Genomic DNA, 24,930 nt, shown 5'->3' with positions numbered 1-24,930 from the left:
ATTATATTTTGAAAGGTTATAAAAGATTCATCGGAGTCGTATGGGTGTTAATTGTTTTAATACTGTGGTATCAGGTTTCCAGCCAAGCCCCATTGATTGAAGCAATCTTAATCACTCTTTGTATGTTTTCCGCTATTTTCACAGTAAATAGTATTTCTACTAATTATTTGCTACCAAAAGCAATCAGAAGAAAAAGAATGAATCTATTTTGGTGCGAATTTATTATTCTGGCATTCGTTCAGGCTATAATGATGTCTTTGATTCTTTATGCATTCAGACAATTAGAACAACTAGGGATTTTCCTTCCTTCAAAACTTTTTTCTATAGATGACTCTTTCCTATCAGACTTGAAAAATCAGATACCGGCATGTATAATTATTAATCTGGCTTTTGTCGGTTTGCGATTTTATCACGAACACATAAAATTAGAGAAAGCACACTTAGAATCTCAATTATACGCTCTCCAAGCACAAATTAATCCTCATTTTATGTTTAATGTGTTAAATCACATACATTATTTTGTCAAAAAAAAGGATGATATAGCATCTCCATTGCTACTTGATTACTCGGATATACTTAGATATCAATTGTATAGTGGTAAAAAAGATTTTGTCAGTTTAGAAGAAGATATTCAATTCCTGAAAAAATTTATAGCTATTGAAAAAATGCGTTGGGAGGACAAGATAGAAATAAAGTGTTTTTGGAAAATAGAGAATACTCAAATGCGTATTCCCCCTCTATTATTAATTACATTAATAGAGAATGCTTTTAAACATGTTTCTCGTCTCCCAAATGAAAGAGGTTATATAAATTTATACTTTGAGCAAGATAAAAACATAATTTCTTTGGAGATAGAAAATTCAAAATCTACTTTACCTGTAGTAACAAAAGCTAATACTGGTCTTGGTTTAGGAAATTTAAAGAACCGATTGGATATTTTATTTCCTAATAAATACAGCTTGTTAATAGAGGACACTGATACTATATACAAAACGAAACTTGTAATTCAAATGTAGAATATGGCAAATATTTTTTTAAAAGAGACAGACAGTCCTCCATTGAAGTGCCTTATAGTTGATGATGAGTTGTTTGCTATTAAAGATACGATTAGCAACATAAAACAAATAAGCTTTTTAGCCCTTGAATATACATGTTCTTCTGCTATAGAAGCTGCCGAGGTGCTTAAGAAGAAAGAAATAGACTTGATGTTTCTTGATATAAATATGCCTTACCTTTCAGGGCTCGATTTTCTGGAATCATTGGAACAAGCACCTTTGACAATATTAACTACAGCCTATTCTGAATACGCTTTAGATGGGTATCGATTAAATGTCGTTGATTACTTGTTAAAGCCAATCGCTTTTCAACGCTTTTTCCAAGCCGTTCAAAAAGCACGGAATATATTCCAGACACAACTATTATTGGATAATCCAGAAAACCCAAAGACCAATCTGTATATAAGGCAAGCAGATGCCTTCCAACAAATTAATTGGGAAGATATTTTATATATTGAAGGAATGCAAAACTATTTAAAGCTGTATTTTAAAGATAAATCATTGATTATACATCAAACGATGAACTCCTTAGAAGCAATTCTTCCTAAAAAATATTTTTATAGAATCCACAGATCATATTTAGTCAACACTAATCATATTGAAAAGGTCTTAGGAGGGAGATTATTTGTTAATAAAATGGAATTACCCATATCAAAAGACAGAAGAGTTGATTTTCTGAATTCTATTGTATATCAAAAGCTTGCAAGTAAGTAGCACAAACAAAATGATTCCAAATCTTGAATATCATTTTTTCTTTACATCTGATAAACCACCCATTTAAAAAGAGAATAACAGAAGCAAGGTTTTGTCAAATAATACGCTAGTCGTAGACTTGGAAGATTATTTGTACAAACCCGAAGGGCTTGACCTTGATTTAGTTATTCTCTTGCTTATATCTTCGTGTTCAGATGAGAAGAAAACTTACTTCGCTTGTTTATAATACTCTTGAAAAGCATCAAATTCGCTTCTGACTTTATTTACCTCGACATAGATTTTCTCATTCAATATCTTGGCGTAAATTTGAGTTGTGGTAATGTTCGTATGACCGAGCATTTTAGAAACACTTTCTATTGACACCCCTTTGGTCAGCATAATGGTCGAAAATGTATGTCTGCCACAATGCGTAGTCAGCTTCTTATTGATGCCACACAGCGTAGCAATTTCCTTCAAATATTCATTCATCTTTTGATTACTGTGTAAGGGGAGAAGTTTATCACTTCCCAATCTTCTGTATTTACGGATAATACTTAAAGGAACTTCCAACAATGGGATATTGGCTTCTACGTCTGATTTTTGTCTATTCAAGCGTAACCATTTTTGTCCGAAGCCGTCTTCATATATATTATCAGTAGTCAGGTTCGTAACATCTATATAAGCAATGCCAGTAAAACATTGGAAAGCAAAAATATCTCTAACTTCTTCTAATCTTTCAGAATCAAATTGTTTTGATAGAAGTTTCTTAAGTTCAGGTTCTATTAAGAATTGTTTCTTGACTGGCTTATATGATAGAGCCAGTTCATCGAAAGGATCATGAGTAATATACCTATTCTTTAGAGCGTTGGTTATAATTTGCTTTAAATATCGTAAATGTTTAACTGTTGAGTTATGACCGCAATCGCAAACAGATTTCAGATAAACTTCATAATCAGTGACGAACTGAAAATCTACACTCCGAATGGGCAGATCTTCTTTTTTGTATTTGTGCAGGATAAAATCGGCTACACGTTTTCGTGTTGCTAAATATTTCGATAGAGTTGTATTTCGGATTGTTTTTCCAACTAGACTTCTTTTCTGCTCTACCTTCATGTCGTATAAAGCTAGAACCGTGTTTTTTCGTATCTCTTTACCTAAGTAGGTGTCACGGAGTTTGTCGGCTGTCACATAGCCGTCATTTTCAAGAATGGCTTTATAGTGCTTATCTAAGGCAATAGTTATTTTATCTAAAGCATCATTGATTGTTGTAGCCTCTTTGGTTCTGCCCATTGCACGACCTGTCTGACTCCACATTTCGGGTTTAACAAATTGTAAGGAACTGAACTCTGCCTTGTCTCCACTGATAGAAATTCTAACACTGATAGAGGCTAATCCGTTGCTATTTACTCTTTTCCTAGTCAGAAAAAGGATTCGATAAGTACTGTTCATAACTCAAAATTTTACGATTCGACAAAATTATTGACTATCGCTTAGAGTTTTAGCACCCCGAATAAAGCCAAGTTAGGTCATTGTAAGTCTCTTAAAACCAGCGAATAAATTAACGGAAAGTGAACAAAACGAAGTTGAAATTTCTGTTCACTTATTTTTCACTTTACTGCTGTCTTTTAGTGTCTTTTCTTGGCTTCGGTGAAAAAGAAAAAAGTCTGCTAATCTACTGACTAACAGACTTTATGTCTTTGTTTGGCATTTTGTGGCTTTTGACCTTTTTGCCGTTTGGTGGGCGTTGACGGATTCGAACCGCCGACCCTCTGCTTGTAAGGCAGATGCTCTGAACCAGCTGAGCTAAACGCCCCTTTTATTTTAGGGTTGCATTTTCTCTCAAATGCGATGCAAAGATATAGCTTTTTTTAATACTACAAAATATTTGAAACGTTTTTTTGAAAATTATTTTATTTCAAAGTGGCTCAAAATATTTTAAAATCTTAATTTTCATCAATTAGAAGAATAGATTGCAAAGATTTAACTAATTTCGCAGCAATAACAAATCGGATTTCGTATATGGACGTAAAAATTATAAATAAATCACATCATCCACTGCCTGAATATGCAACACCATATTCAGCCGGAGTAGATCTTAGGGCAAATATTACAGAGTCGGTGACATTAAAGCCTCTTGAGCGTACACTTATCCCGACCGGATTATTTATTGAGTTACCGCAAGGATATGAAGCTCAGATTCGGCCTCGTAGTGGACTTGCATTCAAACATGGGTTGACTGTGTTGAATTCTCCAGGAACAATTGATGCAGACTATCGTGGTGAAATTCGCGTTATTTTAGTTAACCTGTCTAACGAAGATTTTGTTATAAATGATGGTGAGCGTATTTGCCAAATGGTAATAGCGTCGCATGAACAAGTGACTTGGGTTAAGGTTGAAACAATAGATGAAACCGAACGCGGTGCCGGTGGCTTTGGTCATACAGGAAAATAATAAATAAAAGAAATATATGTACAAAAAGATACGTACTGTTTGCATAATATCACTTGTTTTAGCAACTACTTCATCAATCTTTGCTCAAGGATCAAAAAGTACATCTTCTCAAATAGATAATACACTTTTTGATAATGGTCGCAAGTTCGATTATTATTTTTACGAAGCGATGAATGCCAAAGCCGCAAATAAATATGATGATGTATACGATTATCTTAAGCATTGTATTGCACTAGATTCGACAAACGCAAATGTTTTATATGAATTAGGAAATTATTTTAATTCCGTTGATAGTAAAAATAAAGCTTTAGATCATTATCGTAAGGCTGCAAATTACGATGGTGATAATTATTACTACAATATGGCGTATGCTTCTATGTGTTTAGAATTTAAGCAATATAGTGATGCCATAGAACAATTTGAGAAACTTGTTTCAAAAAATCCAGATAATACTGAATTGTATGTATATCTATCTGAATCATATCGGTTGGATGGAAACTTAAAAGGCGCTATTTCTGCACTCGATAAGCTAGAGCAAATAGTAGGACTGAACGAAAAAATAAGCCTTCAAAAATACCAGTTGTATACTTTAATGAATCAAGAAAAAAAGGCCTTTGCTGAGATTCAAAAATATATAGATAAGTATCCTACTGAAATAAAGTATCAGATACTGCTTGGTGATTTATATTTGCAAACGGGAAAAACCAACGAAGCATTTATGGTTTATAGTAAGGCTAAATCTATTGATCCGGATGACCCTTATTTAATCTCATCAATGGCAGAATATTATGAACAAACCAAAAATAAAGCAGCAGCGGAACAAGAACTTCAAATTGCGTTATTAAGCCCTAAAATGGATATTGATACCAAGTTGTCTATTTTAGCTCAATATGTGGGAACATTGCAACGTACTCAAAAAGATACTCAAACGGCAAATGTTCTTTTTGATACACTCATGATACAGCACCCTCAAGAGCCCAAATTAAACTTGATGTACGGAAATCTATTGTCTATACAGAATAAGAAAGATGAAGCCCGTTTTCAATATCAACTCTTTGCTGAAGCGAATCCTACAAATCCCATCGGATGGGAGCAAATGCTTAGTACTACATTCCCGGATAGTCTGGATTTATCAATAAAAGTATGTAATGAAGCTATTTCATATATACCAGAGCAACCTCAATTTTATTTTTATCTAGGAGTGTCAGAATATCTTAAAGAAAATTATAATGATGCTTTGGATACCTTGCTAAAGGGGGTGGAGTATGTGGATGAAAACAATGTTGGTCTGTTAGCTAATTTCTATGGACAAATAGGTGATTTATATCACCAATTACAAAAGTCAGATAGTGCATTTATCACTTATGAAAAGGCTTTATCTTATGACCCTAATAATTTGGGGATTCTTAATAACTATAGCTATTATCTATCTTTGGCTAGAAAAAATCTTGATAAGGCTGAAAAGATGAGTAGTATTACAGTTAAAGCCGAGCCATCTAACCCTACTTATTTGGATACATATGGATGGGTTTTGTTTGAACAAGGAGCTTACACTATCTCAAAGATATATATTGAGAATGCGATAAAATATAGTGAAGAGAAAAAACAGGATATTAGTGCTGAGGTGTTTGAGCACTATGGTGATGTTTTATTTAAAACAGGCGATGCTGAAAAAGCATTGGAGTATTGGATAAAGGCCAAAGAAAAAGGAGATAGCAAATCTAAAACTCTCGATAAAAAGATAGAAACAAAAACTTATATTGCTAAATAATGAGACTATATACAGGAAAGACGGTTGCATTTATTTTAATTATGTCTGCTTTATTCTTCATGGGCAGTTGTAAATCGAAGAAAACAATAGCAACAGAAGGTACGCTTGAAAAGAAATCACATATACAGATACTAGAGGATGCTCTATCTTCTGAGATTGAATATAAAACGATATCAACAAAAGGAAGTATAGAATTCAAAGCGGGTAGTTCTTCTCAGAAAGTTCCGGCTGTATTCAAAATGATAAAAGACAGTATATTGCAAGCTTCGGTTCGCATACCTATTCTTGGAGGAGAGGCTATGCGTATAACATTTACGCCTGATAGTATTATAATAATAGATCGTTTAAAGAAGCAATATGTAGCTGAACGATTTAGTGACTCAAAGGTTATTTCTAATTTTGATTTCAATTTTTATAATCTTCAGTCTTTATTTACCAATAAGCTGTTTATTCCGGGAAACCGAGAAGTTGAAAAAAAAGATTTTAGTAAATACAACATTTCGTCAGCTAACAATGTTTATCTACTTAAGGCCAAAGGAAAAGGAAATTTATCATATAATTTTGCAGTTGATGCTTCTAATCATATCGCTTCAACTTTAATTTATAATGACAAACAGAATATTACCTTACAGTGGTCGTATAATGAGTTTGTTAAGGATAATAGCTTTATATATCCTACTAAAATGGAAGCCAAAATTGATATAGAAAAGAAACGTTTGGATGTAAATATCAATTATGATAAGCTGGAAATAGATAAAGGTGTTAATATAGATAATTCTATTTCTACTAAATATACAAAAGTAGACATCTCGGATTTAATGAATACATATATAAAGAGAAAATGAGAATACTGGTTTTCCTATGCATATTATTTATAAGTATATCTTCTTTTGCTCAAACACTTAAAATTAAAGAACTTGAGCAGCAAAGAAAAAATGCATTGCAGGAAATATCAAATACAGATAAGTTGTTGCGAGACACAAAAAAAAATACAAATACTTTACTAGCTAGAATACAGCTAATCTCGAATCAAATATTTTCCCGTCAAAAAGTATTGAACCTGTTAGGGCAGGAAATAACAGGTTTGGATGAGGAACAAAAACGGATAGAAGCTGAAATTGTTGTATTGGAAGCAGAACTTAAAAATAAACAAAAGAATTATGCTAAGGCCATTGATGGAATGCTGGCAAATAGACAAAGCGAGAATAAAATGTTATTTGTGCTGTCTGGAAAATCTTTGACCGAATCGTATCGGAGACTACGTTATCTTAAAGACTATTCCGACTGGAGGAGTGGACAGGCAAGTGAAATAAAAGAACAGAGTACAAAACTAAAAGAACGAAAAACAGCTTTACTAAAAGCCAAAACAGAGAAGGTGGTACTGCTTGGACAGCGTACTACAGAACAAGCAAATCTCAAGCAAGAGGAAACTAATTATCAGCAAGAAGTCGGAGAAGCTCAGAAAAAACAAAAAGAACTACAGAAGATACTCACTCAAAAACGACAACAAGCCGAGGCTCTTGATAGGCAAATCGCTAAATTAATAGCAGAAGAAGTTGCACGGCAAGAGCGTGAGGCCAAACGAATCGCAGAAGAAAAGGCGCGTGCGGAAGCAGCAAAAGGAAATAAAGCGGCAAAAGCGAAACCCGATGTGAGAAAGCCTTCGTCTACTACAGCGCCTGTGAGTTCAGAAAATGTCGTATTATCTAACAATTTTGCATCTAATAGAGGTAAATTACCATATCCTATAACAGGAAATTATACAATAACAACTCGATTTGGATCACATCAGCATAGCAAGTTTGTAACTACATCAAGCAGCGGGTTGGATATTCAGTCTCAGTCTGGAGCCGAAGCTAAATCAGTCTTTAATGGAGAAGTTACTTATGTGGCAGCTATTCCGGGATATAATACTTGTATTATTATTCGTCATGGCAATTACTATACTTTTTATGGGAATATACAGAACATTTATGTCAGGCAAGGTGACAAGGTGAAAACAGGACAATCGTTGGGGAAAGTATATACCGATCCTGATACAGGGTTCTCACAGATCCATTTTCAGCTTTGGCAGGGAACAAATAAACTAAACCCTGAACCTTGGCTCAGATAAAACTTTTAAATTATGAGAAGAGAGCGGCTTATTGATTTGCCCAAAGTTATAGACAGGCGGGGAAATCTCTCTTTTATTGAGGCAGATAGCCATGTACCATTCTCTATATCACGTGTGTATTGGATATATGATGTTCCTGGGGGACAAACGAGAGGAAGTCATGCTTTCAAGTCACAGCACGAGGTCATTATAGCGCTCTCAGGTAGTTTCGATGTATTGCTGGATGATGGAAAAGAGCAAAGGACATATTCCCTGAACCGTTCATATAAGGGTTTGTACATTCCAAATATGATGTGGCGTAGTTTAACTAATTTTTCTACAAATTCTTTATGCTTGGTTATTGCATCCGAAGCCTATAATGAAGAAGATTATATACGTAACTATAAGATATTTCAGAAATTGTCGCTTAGTGATGCCATGTATAATACTTTTCCGCCTTCGAAATGTATAGAAGAAGATTCCGCCTCGCAATACAATACTGTTTTCGATTGTACTCTTTTAGAGTTTCCGATTATTAAAAATAGAGCTGGAAATATTACCCCTGTTCACAGCAATCAAAATATACCTTTCGCTATAGAACGAATATTTTATATTTATGATATTCCTTCGGGGGTAAAGAGAGGTATGCATGCACATAAATATTGTCATGAGGTTCTGATTGCAACGAGTGGTAGTTTCGAAGTGGAATTGGATGATGGAACAAATAAAAGAACGGTATTACTTAATAATCCTATGATCGGATTGTATATTCCTCCGGGAGTATGGGCAACAGAAAAAGAATATTCTTCAGGAGCCATATGTTTAGCTTTAGCATCAGAAAAATATAAATCGGAAGATTATATAAATACATATTCTGATTTTAAGAAATATCGTCAAAATGGATATTAGAATTTATACAGCTGAATATAAAAAGAAATGGGACGCCTTTGTGCGGAGTTCTAAGAATGGGACATTTCTATTCTGCCGCGATTTTATGGAATATCATTCCCATCGTTTTCCTGATCATTCTTTTCTTTTCTATACTAAGAATAAGTTAATAGCGGTTATGCCCGGTCATATCAGTGAAAAGATCTTTTATAGCCATCAAGGCCTCACTTATGGGGGCTTAATAATGAGTGAAGAAATTACCAGTACAGATGTTTTAACAATATTTGAGCATCTTACAGTAACACTTCGTAATCAGGGAATTAAAAAGATGATATATAAGGCTGTTCCTCATATCTATCACAAAGCACCCTCCGAAGAAGATTTGTATGTTTTGTTTCGCTACAAAGCTTCTCTTTCTACACGAAGCATATCTTCAACTATATTTTATTCGAATGGCATCAAATATGATAAACGTCGGACGAGGGGTTTAAAGAAAGCCCTAAATAATGGGCTTACAGTCATAAAATCCAATGATTTAGCATTGTTCTGGAAAATACTTTCCAATAATTTGGAAGAAAAATATAGTACTCAACCCGTGCATTCTCTATCTGAAATTTCGTATCTGAAAGAAAAATTTCCGAATGAAATACATTTATTCTTAGCTTTTGATAGAAATGATGTACCTGTTAGCGGATGTCTGATATTTGAAATGGAATATATTGTTCATGTACAGTATATTGCTGCTACCAAAGACGGGAAAAAACATGGTGCTGTAGATTTAGTGATAGATCACATTGTAAATACATATTCTCACAAAACATATTTCGATTACGGTATTTCTACTGAAAATAACGGGCTCTATCTTAATGAAAATCTTATTCATCAAAAGGAGGGGTTTGGTGCCAGAGGTATCGTGTATGACACTTATACAATAGATTTATAATATTTAATGAATCCAAATTCTTTTTTTCGTAAAAAAAACTTAGATAGTATTTCTCGTGAAACCGATTCTATAGGAGCAGGTATGAAAAGAGTCTTGGGAGTTAAGGATTTAACTCTTTTAGGTATTGCGGCCATAATAGGAGCAGGCATCTTCAGTACTATTGGACGAGCTTCCTTCCACGGAGGTCCTGCCGTATCTTTACTTTTTGTCTTTGTTGCTATAGCCTGTGTGTTTACCGCATTATGTTATGCTCAGTTTGCATCTATGATTTCTGTTAGCGGTAGTGCATATACCTATACTTATGTTTCGCTGGGCGAAATATTTGCTTGGATTATAGGTTGGGCGTTAATATTAGAATATGCAGTATCTAATATGGTTATTGCTATTTCGTGGTCCGAATATTTTACCACTCTACTAGATGGCTTTGGAATCATGTGGCCTGATTGGTTGGCAATAGGTTACTCAACAGCAAGTAAGGCCTATAATCTGATCCAAGAAGGGAATGCCGATTTGCCATATCATGTGTTGAAAGCCGCCCAAACATATCAAAATGCTCCGGAAATTTTTGGGCTAAAGGTGCTTATTAACGCTCCTGCCGGACTAGTTGTTATCGCTCTTACATTTCTGGTTTTTCTTGGTATTAAAGAATCTAAAATGGTAAACAATCTTTTGGTTTATCTCAAAATAGGTATCATTCTTTTGGTCATCGGTGTTGGAGCATTCTTTGTAAAGCCCGAAAATTGGTCGCCATTCGCACCTAATGGTATACAAGGAGTATTAGGTGGGGTTGCTGCTGTATTTTTTGCATTTATAGGATTTGACTCTATCTCTACGACAGCAGAAGAAAGTAAAAACCCTCAACGGGATATGCCTCGAGCAATGCTTTATTGTCTCGGTATTTGTACTATTCTATATGTGGCTATAGCGCTCGTGCTTACGGGGATGGTTGATTACAAGCAGCTTGGTGTAGATGATCCGTTGGCCTACGTTTTTCAGGTTGTTGATATGGATTTTGTAGCCGGGGTGGTATCTGCAACAGCTATCATCGCAATTACCAGTGCGATTCTCGTATTTCAGATAGGACAACCTCGCATATGGATGAATATGAGTAGGGATGGCTTATTGTGGCCAAAATTTGGAAAAATTCATCCAAAGTATAAAACACCGGCCTTTTCTACCCTTATTGCAGGTATAGTTGTTTGTGTGCCATCTCTCTTTCTCGATATGCAATTTGTTGTGGACCTGACTAGTGTAGGTACATTCTTTGCCTTCATATTGGTATGTTCGGGAGTATTATTTCTCGATCACAAAGGTGATAGTAAAAAAGCAAAATTTAAGGTTCCATATATAAATGGACAGTATATCATTTTTATTTTACTTGCAGTTGCTGTATATTTGTTCGTTAGTAAAACCGATTATAGGAGTGTAATACTGGAAAAGCCCTTGTTGATTGTCTTCTGGATAGTATGGTTGGGGATTTCTGTCGCTGCATTTAAGTATAAATTCTCTCTGCTTCCTGTGATGGGAATTCTTACTAACTTATATCTCATGACAGAGTTAGGCTGGTCAAATTGGGTGATGTTTACAATCTGGCTTGCTATAGGACTTGTAGTATATTTCGGATATGGGTATCATAAAAGTAAACTCGCCTTGCAAAAACAAGCGCAGTAAAATATAAACAAATAGAAAAGAATGAAAGAAAAGGAAATGATTTTCGGTATTCGTGCTGTTATTGAAGCTATTGAAGCCGGAAAAGAAATAGACAAAGTAATTGTCAAACGTGAATTGCAAGGAGATTTGTTTAAAGAACTGTTCTCTTTGCTAAAACAGCATAACATTTCAATACAACGTGTTCCAAATGAACGATTGGATAGATTTACCCGTAAGAATCACCAAGGTGTAATTGCATTTCTTTCTGCTATTACTTACGAAAGAATAGAAGATATTATCCCTTTTTTATACGAAAATGGGAAAGATCCATTTATATTGGTTCTTGATGGAATTACCGATGTTCGTAATTTTGGTGCTATCGCTCGTACATGTGAGGTTGCAGGAGTAAATGCTATTGTTATTCCGGCAAAGGGAAGCGTGACTGTAAATGCAGATGCAGTAAAGACTTCTGCTGGGGCCTTGTTGAAAATACCGGTTTGTAAAGAGCCGAACCTAACATCGGCAATACAATTTTTAAAGAATAGCGGTGTCAAGGTGGTTGCAGCGAGTGAACGAGGAGCAGACTTATATACAGATATTGATTATAAAGGTCCGATAGCTTTTGTTATGGGGGCGGAAGATATGGGAGTCTCAAATGATAATTTGAGGATCGCCGATAATCTTGTGAAAATTCCCCAATTCGGGACAATTGGTTCGCTGAATGTATCAGTGGCAACGGGGGTACTAATTTATGAAGTAATTCGTCAAAAGAACTTGAGATAAATAAAAATTTAAAAGTAGAATCAATGAAAAAAGTAATCGCAACAAATAATGCTCCGGCAGCAATTGGCCCATATAGTCAGGCAATAGAAGTGAACGGCATGGTTTTTATATCAGGCCAATTACCTGTTGATCCGGCTACTGGAGATTTTCCTCAGGGTGGTATAAAAGAGCAGACTGCACAATCTTTCGAAAATATTAAAGCTATCCTTGCTGAAGCTGGGTTAACGACAGATAATATTGTGAAAACAACCGTTTTGTTAAACGATATTGCGCATTTTGCAGGAATGAACGAGGTTTATGCAACTCAATTTTCGGGAACATTTCCAGCCCGTTCAGCTTTTGCTGTAAGAGATCTACCTAAGGGGGCAATGGTTGAAATAGAAGTTATCGCAGCCCGATAATTCAGCCTCTTAAAAAATAGTTAAAATAAAATATACTTTTAATTATTGCGTTTCTCTTTTGTAGAAACTCAGAAAAATGATTGTTGATAAAAAATACATGTATCGCTGTCTGCAACTGTCTCAGAACGGGAGAGGCTTTGTAAGTCCTAATCCTATGGTGGGGGCAGTTGTAGTACACGATAATAAAATCATAGGAGAGGGCTATCATCGTCAATACGGAGAATCTCATGCTGAGGTAAATGCAATAAATAGTGTCAAGGATAAATCATTATTACATGATTCTACTATCTATGTTTCACTTGAGCCATGCGCTCATCATGGGAAAACTCCACCATGTGCGCAGTTAATTATAGATAGTGGAATCCCACGTGTCGTAGTTGCATGTCTCGATCCATACCCAGCCGTATCGGGAAAGGGTATAAAGATGATGGAGGACGCAGGCATAGAGGTAATATTGAGTGTATTAGAAAAAGAGGCGTTGGAACTCAATAAAGAGTTTTTTACCAGCCAATATGAGAACCGTCCTTATATATATTTAAAATGGGCACAAACTAAAGACGGTTTCATTGACAAAGAAAGATGCGAAAATAAGAAGCCTCAGCCAACACTAATCTCAAATGAGTTTTCTCGAATACTGGTACATAAAAAAAGAGCAGAGGTTTCGGCTATCATGATTGGGACTAATACTGCTGTTAATGACAATCCTTCATTGACAACTCGTTTTTGGTATGGAAAGAATCCTGTCAGAGTAGTCCTTGATAGACAAGCCAGGATTCCTTCTGATTACCGTTTATTTGATGGTGAGGTAGAAACCATCGTTTTTACAGAAGAAGAAAATTTTCCTGACATTATTGAAAAAATAGTCCCTATACGAATAAAATTTGATGAAAATCTATTTAATACGATTCTTGCTATACTAAAATCCCGAAAGATCAGTTCTATACTGGTAGAAGGTGGTTCGGAATTATTACAAGGTTTTATAAATCGGCAGCTATGGGATGAAGCGTATATAGAGACATCGAGTATCAGTTTTGGTAAAGGGGTAAGGGCCCCCGCAATAAATGGACATATCCTCGAAAAGCGTAATTGGGGGGCGTCCGAACAAGTACATTTGAGCCGTTTGGATAAGTATAAAATTTTATAAATATTAGATTTATTGACGTGTAAGCCGAAATTCTTTCTATTTTTGCACATTGATATTGAATTAATCTGTTTAAACTAATGAAATTGAAGCAAATTACTAAGTTGCTATTCGCCATCTTTATAGCCTACGGACTGAGTTCATGTAACTCTGACTCGACCGACTATACCACCACCAGTGCATCAAGTGATGCTCAAATTTATAGTTTTAAGTTATCTGCCAAACCGTATACAAAAGAGGATACTGTAAACTATCCGGTCATGGCTAAAACCAGATTTTCTATAGATCAGTTTAAAGCATCAATTTACAATACAGATTCTTTGCCTTACAAGACTTCTCTAAGGAATGTTTATGTCAGTCTCGGATTTGGATCATCCAGTCCCAGTAAACTTCAAGTCATATATTCACAGCCAGATAGTATAGCGGATTGGAATGGCACTGATTCTGTCGATTTTTCGAGAATTCCAAAAATTAGAGTAATACCGGCAAACGGGTCCACTGCTGATGCTATAGAATATTCGATTGATTTACGCATTCATAAAGTAGATCCTGATACCTTGGTCTGGGAAGAAATAAAGGCTTTAGAACAACCAGCAACTATAAAGAGACAGAAGACGCTTCTGGTAGATAATAAGACTTTTTATACATTCTCTATAGATTCTGATAATAAGCTTTATCTTCATACAGCTGACAAATCGACTGCTTATAATTCGAGGGTGAGTATAAATGGATTAGATGCTGCTAAAATAAAGCTGGAGAGTATTACCTATTTTAATAATCACTTTTATGCTGTAGATAGTGATAAAAAAGCTTATGTTGCAGATAAAAACGGGTTGAATTGGAGTCAGAAAAATGAAAATATTATCAATATAGTCGGTGTATTACCTACTACAAACCCTGTAAATGATGTGCTTCTGGTTGTTGCAGAGAAATCTGATGGAACTTATTTTGCAAGAACATCCGATATGGATAACCTTATATACGAAGAAAGTCCTGTAGCAGGAAATGTAAATGGGGATTTCCCTATTTCTGATTTTACTTCTGTTACAAACTACGACAGGAATAATATAAATAATTGTATTCTTGCAGCTACCGGAGGTTCCGATGGGAATAATCTAACTTGGTCAGTTCAGCTTGATGATAATAAAGCATTACGTATTGCTTCAAATCAAAAGAAAGACGTACCATTCAAACTCAAAAATGGTATTGTTACATTCTTATATGATGGTTATCTATTTGCCTTAGTCGAGAATCAATTTTACAAATCAGCCAGCTATGGATCTAAATGGATAGTTGCGCCAAACAAAGAAATATTAGACTCTAAAATACCTAAAGCTTCTAAACAATCAATCATTGTTGATGAAGATAATTACATCTGGATATTCGGCGGAATCAAAGATGTGGGAGGAGCGTCCGTACAGTTTGTATGGAGGGGCCGATTAAATAAACTTAATCCAAAGAATTAGGGTTAAGTTCGGATAACATATACTTTTAGTTTGACTTTTTGCGTTAGATAGAATAGAAACAGATTGATAATATTCAATGAGTAAAAGAAAAATATTATTTGCTTTTATACTGGTCATCTCTTCTGTCTTATCATTCATCAAACTTAAGGCACAGGATGACTACAAGTATGAGATCGGCGGGATGGCAGGTACTTCATTCTATATGGGTGATGCCAATAAAACCAAGTTGTATCAAAATCCGGGATTATCAGCGGGGATAATATTCAGGTATAACAAAGATTTGAGATGGTCTGTGAAAAATAACTTTGTCATAGGTAAAGTATCGGGTGATACACAAAGTTCCGGAAATAAGTTTCCACATGGACAACAGACCTCTTTTAGTCGCATGTTTTACGAACTGGGTAGTCAGGTCGAATTTAATTTTTTCAACTATAGTGACAAGTTTGGGTATTTAGGTGCAAAACGGTTTTCACCATATATTTTTACTGGTATTGGTTTTACTCTAGGGGCAGGCGAAAAAACTTTTTTTGATGTAAATGTGCCTTTAGGAGTCGGTGTCAAATATAAGATTAAGGACAGATTGAATTTAGGCTTTGAATTTTCATTTCGAAAATTATTTAGTGATTCTTTCGATGTCACAAAGAAGAATGAGAACTTCAACCTGGATGAACCATATAAAATAAAGGGGAGTGTACTGAAGAATAATGATTGGTATTCTTTGACGATGATAACGTTAACATGGGATTTCGGAACAAGGGTTTGCCCATGCTTAAATATAGATTAATTTCTTAAATAAAATATAAATGTCATTACTTGACCAAATAGATAAAGAACGAATACCGGTGCATGTCGCTGTTATCATGGATGGTAATGGGCGGTGGGCCAAACAAAGGGATCTGGACCGTACGTTTGGGCATAAAGAAGGGGTTTCTGCTGTTCGTAGGGCAATAGAAGCTGCTTCGAAGGCGGAAGTTCGCTTCCTTACTCTATATACATTCTCGACTGAAAACTGGAAACGTCCCGAAGCTGAAGTGAAAGCTTTAATGTCTCTTATGATACAGGCCGTAGCGAATGAGACTCCGGAACTGGTAAAGAATAATGTACGTGTCAAAGTAATTGGAGATATTGATCGTCTACCATCCGATACTAAAGGGGCCTTAGATTATTGCCTCTCTAGCACATCTGTTTGTACAGGTACTACGGTTGTCTTAGCACTCAGTTACTCGTCAAAGTGGGAGTTGACTAATGCGATGAGGAATATAGCTAAAGATATAGATCAGAAGAAAATAGTATCTGAAGATATAAATGAAGATTTAGTCAATTCATATCTTTTAACTAAAGATATCCCTGATCCCGATATACTAATAAGAACCGGGGGAGAATTGCGGATAAGTAACTTTCTGCTTTGGCAGATAGCCTATTCGGAATTATATTTTACTGATGAGCTTTGGCCCGATTTCAACGAGGATTCATTGTATAAGGCGATCATTGATTTTCAGAATAGAGAGCGACGTTTTGGTAAGACGAGTGAACAGGTATCGCAAAAATCCTAGCTCATAATCAAAACAGATATAAAAACAGATTTAGATATTAGAAAGTAACTTACAGCAAAATATGTTCAAAAAAGGTTTATCCATCCTATTCATCATTTTGTGCTCAGTATCAGCAGGTGTTAAAGCTCAGATAACTGATAGTACGGAAATAAAAAATGTCAATAAGGCTCTTCAAGAGAATGTTGACAATCTGCCTGTCATTTCATACGACAATAGTAGAACGTACGAAATAGCCGACCTTAAACTTTCCGGAATTGTGAATCCAATGTATGAAGATTTTACGTTGTTCGGGTTTGCAGAATTACAAGTTGGAGATAAAATAGAAATTCCCGGCGCAGAGATAACAAATGCAGTGAAACGCTTTTGGAGACAAGGTCTGTTCTCTGATGTAAAGATCCTTGCCACAAAGATAGAGGGAAATAAAATATGGATCGAGATAAATCTAAAGGAGCGCCCACGTATATCTGATATAGTATATACAGGTATGAAAAAAAGTGAACGTCAAGATATCGATGCTAAAATTGGAATGGAGAAAAATCTCCAAATAACTCCAAATAAGATGGATAGAGCTAAGATGATCATCAAAAAATATTTTGACGAAAAAGGCTTTAATAAAGCAGAGATTACATTAACCGAAAAGCCTGATTTATCGAAAGAAAACCACGTTATATTGCACATTGATGTTGTGAAAAAGAATAAGACGAAAGTTAACAAGATCACAATGGAAGGAAATATTAATGTGAAAGCTTCCAAGCTGGAGAAAGCAATGAAGAAAACGCGTCATAAGAGTAACTTTAAATCGTGGTTGGCCAACTTCCTTCGTTCTACTAAGTTTGTTCCAGAAAACTATGAGGAAGATAAGGAAAATCTTATCGCTAAATATAATGAACTCGGATATCGTGATGCTGTAATCGTATTTGATACAGTATATGCAGATGCAAAAAAAACAGATAAAGTAAATATAGATATTAAGATAGAAGAAGGACAACAATATTTTCTTAAAGATATCAAATGGGTAGGGAATACAGTTTATCCAACTTGGCAGTTGCAACAATTGCTAAATATGAAACCCGGTGATGTTTACAATCAGAAGAAATTGACAGAACGTCTGTCTAATGATGAAGATGGTGTAATGAACTATTTCTATCAAAATCATGGTTATATATTCTCTAATGCCGATCCGGTAGAAGTGAATATTGATAGTGATTCTATTGATCTTGAAATACGAATATCCGAAGGTCCGAAAGCATCGATAAGAAAAGTTACTATTGCTGGTAATGACCGTGTATACGAAGATGTAGTTCGTCGCGAACTAAGAATTAAACCAGGTGCACTTTATAGTAGAGATGACATTGTTCGTTCTCTAAGAGAGATTGCTCAGACAGGACACTTCGATCCCGAAAATTTACAGCCGGGTATTGTTCCAGATCCTGATTCAGGAACAGTTGATGTGAGTTTACCTTTGGTGTCTAAAGCAAATGATCAGGTTGAATTCTCAGCAGGATGGGGACAGACTGGTATTATTGGTAAATTAAGTTTGAAGTTCTCTAACTTCTCTCTTAAGAACTTATTGAATCCTAAGTCATATAAAGGTATTATACCACAGGGAGAAGGGCAAACTTTAACTCTAAGTGCTCAGACTAATGCTAAATTTTATCAATCTTATTCCATCTCTTTTATGGATCCTTGGTTTGGAGGTAAGCGTCCTAATTCATTATCAGTAGGTGCTTACTATTCAAAACAAACAGATATTAATAGCCGCTACATCAATAATAATTATGGCGGTTATGGCTACGGTGGTTATGGTTATGGCGGTTATGGCTACGGAGGTTATGGCAATGGCTATGGTTACGGCAATAGCTATGGAGATTATAGTTTTGCTTCAGACCCAAATAAATCGATACAAATGATAGGAGCTTCTGTCGGATATGGAAAACGCCTTAGTTGGCCCGATGATTATTTCTATGCACAAGCCGAACTTTCTTATCAGCTTTACAGTATGAGAGATTGGGATTACTTCATTGTAAGAAATGGTAATTCGAATAACCTAAGCTTAAATCTATCTTTAAGTAGACGCTCTATAGATAATCCAGTATATACTCGTAGAGGAACGGATATATCGTTGAGCCTTCAAATAACTCCTCCATATTCTGTATTTGATGGAAAAGATTACGCTAGTATGCAAAGAGATGAATATGGGTACGAATCTGGAGAGAAATTTAAATGGATAGAATATCATAAATGGAAATTTAAGGCTAAAACATTTACATCTTTGTATGATACTCAAAAAACTCCAGTGTTGATGACTCGTGCCGAATACGGTTTTGTAGGCTATTTTAATAAAGATAAGAAATCTCCTTTCGAGACATTCTATGTCGGAGGAGATGGTATGTCTGGATATTCAAGTACATATGCGACAGAAACGATAGGTCTGCGTGGATACGAAAATGGATCATTAGGTTCTCAAGCAAGTGCATATTCTCGTCTAGCCTTAGAATTAAGATATCCGTTGATTCTTGAACCATCTTCAACCATCTATTTACTTACATTTGTTGAAGCGGGTAATGCTTGGAATGATTTGAAGAAATTCAATCCGTTCGACCTTAAACGTTCTGCCGGGGTAGGAGCACGTATTATGCTTCCAATGATTGGACTTATGGGTATAGACTGGGCATATGGATTCGATAGTCCGAATACATCAAGCTCAGGCAAAAGCGGCAGTCAATTCCACTTTATTATAGGGCAAGAATTCTAAAAAGAGGAATTAACATTATTTACATAAACTAGAATAAACAAAAGCAAGAAGTAAGTGTCTAAGTAATGAAGATATAATATAAAACATTATATATAATACTTTCAGGTAAATAAGAATTAACGACACTTAAAACTAAAATGTATAAATATGAAAAGAATAATTTTACTATTTACATTACTTATTGGCGTAGCTGTAGGTAGCTATGCTCAAAAGTTTGCTTTAATAGACATGGACTATATATTGAAGAATATTAGTAGTTATGAAACTGCTCAGGAACAATTGGAAGTTGTGTCTAAGAAGTGGCAGGGAGAAGTAGAGAAGGTTCAGCTTGATGTGAAAAATCTTTATAAGAAGTATCAATCTGATCTGGTATTCCTTTCTGCAGAACAAAAAACCGCACGGGAAAATGAGATTGTAGAAAAGGAAAAAAGCCTTCAAGAACTGAATAAAAAGTATTTTGGACCTGAAGGAGAGTTGTTTAAACAAAGAGAAGCGTTGATAAAACCTATTCAAGATGACATATATACTGCTGTAAAAGAGATATCTGAGGCTAAAGGCTACCAATTGATTTTGGATAGAGCGTCTGCCGAAAGTGTTATTTTTGCATCTCCGAGAATAGACATTAGTAATGAAGTACTTGCAAAACTCGGATATTCAAAATAATTATTTATATTTGTCGTCTAAATATAGAATTAACCACTTAAAAGAACTTATAATCATGTTGAAAAAACTAATCCTATTACTTTTTGTAGTAGCTCCAATGACGATCTTTGCACAGGATAAAATTGCTTATATCAATGCAGATGAGATTTTCTCTAAAATGCCTGAGTTGAAGGAAGTTGAAGGTAAACTTGCAACAAAAAGCGAAACTATTAAGAAGAATGCTTCTGCAATTGAAGCTGAATATAACGCTTTAGTTGACAAATTTTCTAAAGACACAACCAATCTAACTGAAAGCATTCTTGTAGATAGACAGACTCAATTAGAGAGCCTACAAAAAAGATATCAGGATTTCTTACAAACGAGTCAGGCAGAATTCCAAAAAGAGCAACAGGCTTTAATTACTCCAATACAGCAAAAAATGAGGCAAGCAATCAAGACTGTAGGAGATGAGAATAATTATACTTACATTCTAGATGCTGCGACTCTGTTGCACATTGGTTCTAATGCTACTGATGCAAATAAAATGGTAAAAGCTAAATTAGGTATAACAGACTAATTTGTTATAATGATAAAGAGAATGGGTAGTTTCGAAGAAGAAGCTACCCATTCTTTTTTATATCAACTAGCTCATAAAAATATCATAGTTAACGACTAAAATTCTTATATTTGGGAAACAAACATTATTAAACTATGAAAACGCCCAGCAGAAAAAATCTATTTAATAAGTTATTTAAAGGAGCCTCTCTAGCTACAGTTGCGATAGCATTTCAGGCTTGTTATGGTGCACCCCGTGATTTTGGTATGGATCAGTATATCGAAGGAACCATCCTAAATACCGAAGGAAATCCAATGAAAGATGTCATTGTAAATGTAAATAATGATTCAATTCAATATGTTCAATCTGATATAGAAGGTAAATTTCGAATCTATATCCCAAGGCAGGAACAGTATAAGATAACTTTTTCAGAGACACAAGGCTCTAATATTACTGAGCGGAAAGATACCACTATTATAGATCAAGGCCAAGATATCTCAATCATAATCACTTTAGACAAGTAGGTATGTTATTAAACTCTCTTAAGCAAGCTATACATCTTAGGAATAGAGAGAAAGAGCATAAAAAACACAATCTTTTTTATCTTTTCTGGGAATGCACACAACGATGCAACCTCTCATGTCTACATTGTGGTAGTGATTGTGCGTCTGATTCACAATATCGTGATATGCCCAAAGAAGATCTCTTTCGAGTTCTCGATAATATTAACGAATACAATCACGAATCTACTACTGTTATTATTGCCGGAGGAGAACCGTTGCTTCGTAAAGATCTGGAAGAATGTGGTTTTGAAATACGTAAACGTGGCTTTCGCTGGGGTATTGTAACCAACGGATATGTTTATACGCGGGAACGGCATATATCTCTTTTAAATGCCGGAATGGGATCTATAACACTCAGCCTTGATGGTATAAGTAATACACACAATTGGCTTCGGAATAATTCAAAGAGTTTTGACAGAGCTTTAAATGCATTACAATTGATAGCGAGTTCCGATAGGCTATATTCAGATGTTGTAACTTGTGTGAATAAGCAGAATCTTAATCAACTAGAAGATATATATCAGTTGATAATACAGAATGGAGGAAAAGCATGGCGATTATTTACTATAACACCTATCGGACGAGCAACAGAAAATCCGGACATGTTACTAAATACTGATGAATTCACGCATCTAATGGAGTTTATAAAAGCAAAACGTCAGAGAAAAGAGTTAGATGTGAAATTTAGTTGCGAAGGTTATGTTGGTACTTATGAGAAGAAAGTTCGTGAGGACTATTTCTTTTGTCGGGCAGGAATAAATGTAGCATCGGTATTGATTGATGGAAGTATAGGTGCTTGCCCTAACATCAATCGAAGCTTTATACAGGGAAACATTTACGAAGATAATTTTATGGATGTATGGAATACTCGATATCAGATGTACCGTAATCGTGAGTGGACAAAAACCGGACAATGTGCCTCTTGTCAAGAGTATAAATACTGTAAAGGAAATGGCTTGCATTACTGGCCGGAAGATAAGGCAAATGTACTGACCTGCCATTACCAACTAATAAAGAAGTGACAACATAAGCTGCCACTTCTTCACTTTATTGTCAATGAGTTATTAGTTGGTCTTCGTATAGAGCAATGTTTTATTCGGTTTTGAAAGTGATGGTGCTACAGATTCATCCGAAGTACCCCAATCCTTATTCGGATTGCTACCTAAAACGAACTTAATATCAGCTCCATTCTTTATATCATTATAAGTAATATATGTTTTATTATACTCTTTTCCGTTCAAAGTCATAGACTGAATATAAACATTCTGTTTGCTGTAATTCTCAGTTGTGATCGAAACTTTCTTACCATTATCTAAGGTCATTTCAACAGCTTCTAGCCCCGGAGAGCCAATTGCATATATATTACTTGACGGACAAGTAGGATAGAAGCCCATACAGTTAAAAATATACCATGCAGACATCTGTCCACAATCGTCATTGCCACTGAGAGCATCGGGTTTATTACCGTAGAAAGTATCTAGTACATAACGAATTTTTTCTTGTCCTTTCCAAGGCTGTTTTACATAGTTATATAAATACAATATTTGATGACAAGGTTCATTGCCATGCCAATATGCTCCTATGCGGCCTTGTATATCATGAGCTCCCGGTATATCATCAGGAAGTACCATTGTAAACATGGAATCGAGTCGTTGGGTAAATATCTCATTTCCTCCCATTTCATTGATGTATCCTTGTACATCTTGCGGTACATACCATGTATATTGGTAAGTGAATCCTTCTGTTATATCTCCCCATCCGTGTACAGAACCGGGACCGGTATAAGCTACAGGATCGAATGGAGTACGCCAATTTCCAAGAGAATCGCGACCTCGCATAAACTTAGATTCAGGGTCTATAATATTCTGGTAAGCTAGCGAACGGTTGAGAAAATATTTATAATCGTCTTCTTTATCCAACTTTTTTGCAGCCATGGCAATGCAGTAATCGTCATAAGCATATTCTAATGTCTTAGAAACCGATTCACGTTCTTTATCGAAAGGAATCCAACCGAGTTTAGTATATTCAGGCAAACAATCATAATTGGGATTCATAGCTGTTTTCTTTATTGCCCGATAGGCCCGCTCATGGTCAAAACCTTTGATGTCTTTTACTATTGCATCTGCAATTACTGATACACCATGATATCCTATCATGCACCATGTTTCATTGCCATAGAAAGACCAAATAGGTAACATTTGTTCTACACTCTGGTCATAATGGGCTAACATTGAATTTATCATGTCAGCATTTCGTTCAGGATTTATAAGATTTAACAATGGATGATGTGCACGATATGTATCCCATAATGAAAACACTGTATAGTTGTTGAAGTTTTCAGCATTGTGAATATTAGAATCATGTCCCCTGTATTTATTATCAGTATCCTGATAAATAAAAGGATGTAATGAGGCATGATATACCGAAGTGTAGAATGTCTCCAGTTGTTCTTTAGTACCTTTTGCCTTAAATTTACCTAATTCTTTTGCCCAAAGTATTTCACCTTGTTTCTTAAGGCTCTCAAAGTTGTGATTATCCAGCTCCTTTATGTTTGTATATGCACCTGATGTTCCGGTTGATGATATAGCAACTTTAACTTCTAGCTCAGAACCATTTTTTGCATCAAAATCGAACCAGCCCATAATCTTGTTGCCATAAGCAACCCGATCGCTACGGAAGCGCTTAGTATCGTAAATGACAGGTTTACCGTCTTGCATAATTCCCGAACGAAGGAATGGTTTTGAAAATTGGGCTACAAAGTAAACATAGCGCTCCGGTCCCCAACCATTCACCAATTTGAAGCCACATATAGTAGAATCGTTTTCTATACGGAGTTGCGACCATGCCGTTTTGAACCATTGTACATGATCCATATCAATCATTACAAATGCACTATCAGTTTTAGGGAATGTAAATTTGAATATCCCAGATCGTACACCAGAAGTCATTTCAGCCTTAACGTTATAATCTAATAAGTCTACACCATAATAATCAGGTGAAGCCCACTCTTTTTCATGGCTATAGCGTGATCGGTAACCTTCGTCAGGATTTTCGTGAGTTCCCGGTATAAATTTTTTCTCTCCTGTTCCCGGTATAAAAAGGAAGTCACCTAAATCGGGGATGCCTGTTCCACTGAGATGAGTAAGACTAAAACCCATGATCGTCATATGATCATATTTATAGCCTGATGCCGCATCGTAATAATCTTTATCTGTATCAGGACTTATCTGTATACCACCAAAGGGTATTTGCGAGCCGGGATATACATTTCCAAAACCAGAAGTACCAACAAAAGGATTGACATAGGCGTTGAGTGAAATATCTACTGTAGTATCAGTGGCAGTTGATTCTTTTTTACAGGACGAAATGAATAACAATACTGAAATCAGAACTCCTACAAATAATTTATTTTTCATATATTCTTTAGTGATGTAAACCCTGCTGTCCTATCTTACCGTATTCAAAAAAGGTAACAAAAGTAACAGTTTTTACTTCTTTTTTTAGAGTAACCTTTTATCTAATTCATA

At 35.4% G+C, this 24,930-nt stretch carries 22 protein-coding genes and 1 tRNA gene; 20 read left to right on the top strand and 3 right to left on the bottom strand.

The window, feature by feature from the left end; all coding sequences use genetic code 11:
* Nucleotides 1–1,016, top strand: a 1,016-nt coding sequence (locus JGH11_RS06985; protein WP_201110856.1) for a sensor histidine kinase, incomplete at its 5' end; no start/stop codon positions are given.
* 3 nt (nucleotides 1,017–1,019) lie between these two features.
* Nucleotides 1,020–1,769, top strand: coding sequence for a LytTR family DNA-binding domain-containing protein (locus tag JGH11_RS06980; RefSeq protein WP_201110855.1), 750 nt, complete (start codon nucleotides 1,020–1,022; stop codon nucleotides 1,767–1,769).
* Nucleotides 1,770–1,976: 207 nt separating this feature from the next.
* Here the strand turns inward: JGH11_RS06980 and JGH11_RS06975 are convergent, their stop codons facing one another.
* Nucleotides 1,977–3,197 carry a site-specific integrase gene (locus JGH11_RS06975; RefSeq protein WP_201110854.1) on the bottom strand — a complete coding sequence of 407 codons (1,221 nt, stop codon included), beginning with the start codon at nucleotides 3,195–3,197 and terminating at the stop codon, nucleotides 1,977–1,979.
* Between the two features lie 286 nt (nucleotides 3,198–3,483).
* Nucleotides 3,484–3,561 (bottom strand) — tRNA-Val (locus tag JGH11_RS06970).
* A gap of 206 nt (nucleotides 3,562–3,767) precedes the next feature.
* Between JGH11_RS06970 and dut the strand changes: the two genes are divergently transcribed.
* From dut to JGH11_RS06880, 18 genes are all read left to right on the top strand, one after another.
* The gene (gene dut / locus JGH11_RS06965; RefSeq protein ID WP_201110853.1) at nucleotides 3,768–4,199 is read left to right on the top strand and encodes a dUTP diphosphatase; all 432 of its coding nucleotides are present in this window, start codon (nucleotides 3,768–3,770) and stop codon (nucleotides 4,197–4,199) included.
* A 16-nt stretch (nucleotides 4,200–4,215) separates the two neighbouring features.
* On the top strand, nucleotides 4,216–5,970 hold the full coding sequence (locus JGH11_RS06960) for a tetratricopeptide repeat protein (protein ID WP_201110852.1): 1,755 nt from the start codon (nucleotides 4,216–4,218) through the stop codon (nucleotides 5,968–5,970).
* A complete protein-coding gene (locus JGH11_RS06955; protein ID WP_201110851.1) occupies nucleotides 5,970–6,815 on the top strand; it encodes a DUF4292 domain-containing protein in 846 nt (281 codons plus the stop codon). The genes JGH11_RS06960 and JGH11_RS06955 overlap by 1 nt, the downstream gene beginning before the upstream one ends.
* Nucleotides 6,812–8,083 carry a murein hydrolase activator EnvC gene (locus JGH11_RS06950; protein WP_201110850.1) on the top strand — a complete coding sequence of 424 codons (1,272 nt, stop codon included), beginning with the start codon at nucleotides 6,812–6,814 and terminating at the stop codon, nucleotides 8,081–8,083. Before JGH11_RS06955 ends, JGH11_RS06950 begins: the two co-directional genes overlap by 4 nt.
* A 12-nt stretch (nucleotides 8,084–8,095) precedes the next feature.
* Nucleotides 8,096–8,971 carry an FdtA/QdtA family cupin domain-containing protein gene (locus JGH11_RS06945; RefSeq protein WP_201110849.1) on the top strand — a complete coding sequence of 292 codons (876 nt, stop codon included), beginning with the start codon at nucleotides 8,096–8,098 and terminating at the stop codon, nucleotides 8,969–8,971.
* Complete coding sequence (locus tag JGH11_RS06940; RefSeq protein WP_201110848.1) at nucleotides 8,961–9,893, top strand: GNAT family N-acetyltransferase; 933 nt, start codon at nucleotides 8,961–8,963, stop codon at nucleotides 9,891–9,893. Before JGH11_RS06945 ends, JGH11_RS06940 begins: the two co-directional genes overlap by 11 nt.
* Nucleotides 9,894–9,899: 6 nt before the next feature.
* A complete protein-coding gene (locus JGH11_RS06935) occupies nucleotides 9,900–11,564 on the top strand; it encodes an amino acid permease (protein ID WP_201110847.1) in 1,665 nt (554 codons plus the stop codon).
* Between the two features lie 21 nt (nucleotides 11,565–11,585).
* Nucleotides 11,586–12,326, top strand: coding sequence for a 23S rRNA (guanosine(2251)-2'-O)-methyltransferase RlmB (rlmB, locus tag JGH11_RS06930; protein WP_201110846.1), 741 nt, complete (start codon nucleotides 11,586–11,588; stop codon nucleotides 12,324–12,326).
* Between the two features lie 23 nt (nucleotides 12,327–12,349).
* Nucleotides 12,350–12,727 carry a RidA family protein gene (locus JGH11_RS06925; RefSeq protein ID WP_201110845.1) on the top strand — a complete coding sequence of 126 codons (378 nt, stop codon included), beginning with the start codon at nucleotides 12,350–12,352 and terminating at the stop codon, nucleotides 12,725–12,727.
* Between the two features lie 76 nt (nucleotides 12,728–12,803).
* Nucleotides 12,804–13,871 carry a bifunctional diaminohydroxyphosphoribosylaminopyrimidine deaminase/5-amino-6-(5-phosphoribosylamino)uracil reductase RibD gene (gene ribD, locus JGH11_RS06920; RefSeq protein ID WP_201110844.1) on the top strand — a complete coding sequence of 356 codons (1,068 nt, stop codon included), beginning with the start codon at nucleotides 12,804–12,806 and terminating at the stop codon, nucleotides 13,869–13,871.
* 77 nt (nucleotides 13,872–13,948) lie between these two features.
* Nucleotides 13,949–15,334, top strand: a complete 1,386-nt coding sequence (locus JGH11_RS06915; RefSeq protein WP_201110843.1) for a DUF6242 domain-containing protein — start codon at nucleotides 13,949–13,951, stop codon at nucleotides 15,332–15,334.
* Between the two features lie 76 nt (nucleotides 15,335–15,410).
* Complete coding sequence (locus JGH11_RS06910) at nucleotides 15,411–16,118, top strand: DUF6089 family protein (RefSeq protein WP_201110842.1); 708 nt, start codon at nucleotides 15,411–15,413, stop codon at nucleotides 16,116–16,118.
* 19 nt (nucleotides 16,119–16,137) lie between these two features.
* Nucleotides 16,138–16,887 carry an isoprenyl transferase gene (locus JGH11_RS06905; protein ID WP_201110841.1) on the top strand — a complete coding sequence of 250 codons (750 nt, stop codon included), beginning with the start codon at nucleotides 16,138–16,140 and terminating at the stop codon, nucleotides 16,885–16,887.
* Between the two features lie 61 nt (nucleotides 16,888–16,948).
* Nucleotides 16,949–19,642: an outer membrane protein assembly factor gene (locus tag JGH11_RS06900; RefSeq protein ID WP_201110840.1), complete on the top strand. Its 2,694-nt coding sequence runs from the start codon at nucleotides 16,949–16,951 to the stop codon at nucleotides 19,640–19,642.
* Between the two features lie 147 nt (nucleotides 19,643–19,789).
* Nucleotides 19,790–20,305, top strand: a complete 516-nt coding sequence (locus JGH11_RS06895; RefSeq protein ID WP_201110839.1) for an OmpH family outer membrane protein — start codon at nucleotides 19,790–19,792, stop codon at nucleotides 20,303–20,305.
* A gap of 55 nt (nucleotides 20,306–20,360) precedes the next feature.
* Entirely contained in the window at nucleotides 20,361–20,861 is a 501-nt protein-coding gene (locus tag JGH11_RS06890; protein WP_201110838.1) for an OmpH family outer membrane protein, read from the top strand.
* Nucleotides 20,862–20,995: 134 nt separating this feature from the next.
* Nucleotides 20,996–21,364: a carboxypeptidase-like regulatory domain-containing protein gene (locus JGH11_RS06885; RefSeq protein WP_201110837.1), complete on the top strand. Its 369-nt coding sequence runs from the start codon at nucleotides 20,996–20,998 to the stop codon at nucleotides 21,362–21,364.
* A 2-nt stretch (nucleotides 21,365–21,366) separates the two neighbouring features.
* Nucleotides 21,367–22,425, top strand: a complete 1,059-nt coding sequence (locus JGH11_RS06880) for a TIGR04133 family radical SAM/SPASM protein (RefSeq protein WP_201110836.1) — start codon at nucleotides 21,367–21,369, stop codon at nucleotides 22,423–22,425.
* 42 nt (nucleotides 22,426–22,467) lie between these two features.
* Here JGH11_RS06880 and JGH11_RS06875 read toward each other — a convergent pair whose 3' ends face one another.
* Nucleotides 22,468–24,819 carry a GH92 family glycosyl hydrolase gene (locus JGH11_RS06875; protein WP_201110835.1) on the bottom strand — a complete coding sequence of 784 codons (2,352 nt, stop codon included), beginning with the start codon at nucleotides 24,817–24,819 and terminating at the stop codon, nucleotides 22,468–22,470.
* Nucleotides 24,820–24,930: the final 111 nt, after the last annotated feature.

Source organism: Dysgonomonas sp. Marseille-P4677, from assembly GCF_016652235.1.
Classification (GTDB): domain Bacteria; phylum Bacteroidota; class Bacteroidia; order Bacteroidales; family Dysgonomonadaceae; genus Dysgonomonas.
Note: the sequence above shows the minus strand (reverse complement) of the source record. Positions and strands in the feature narration are given on the sequence as shown.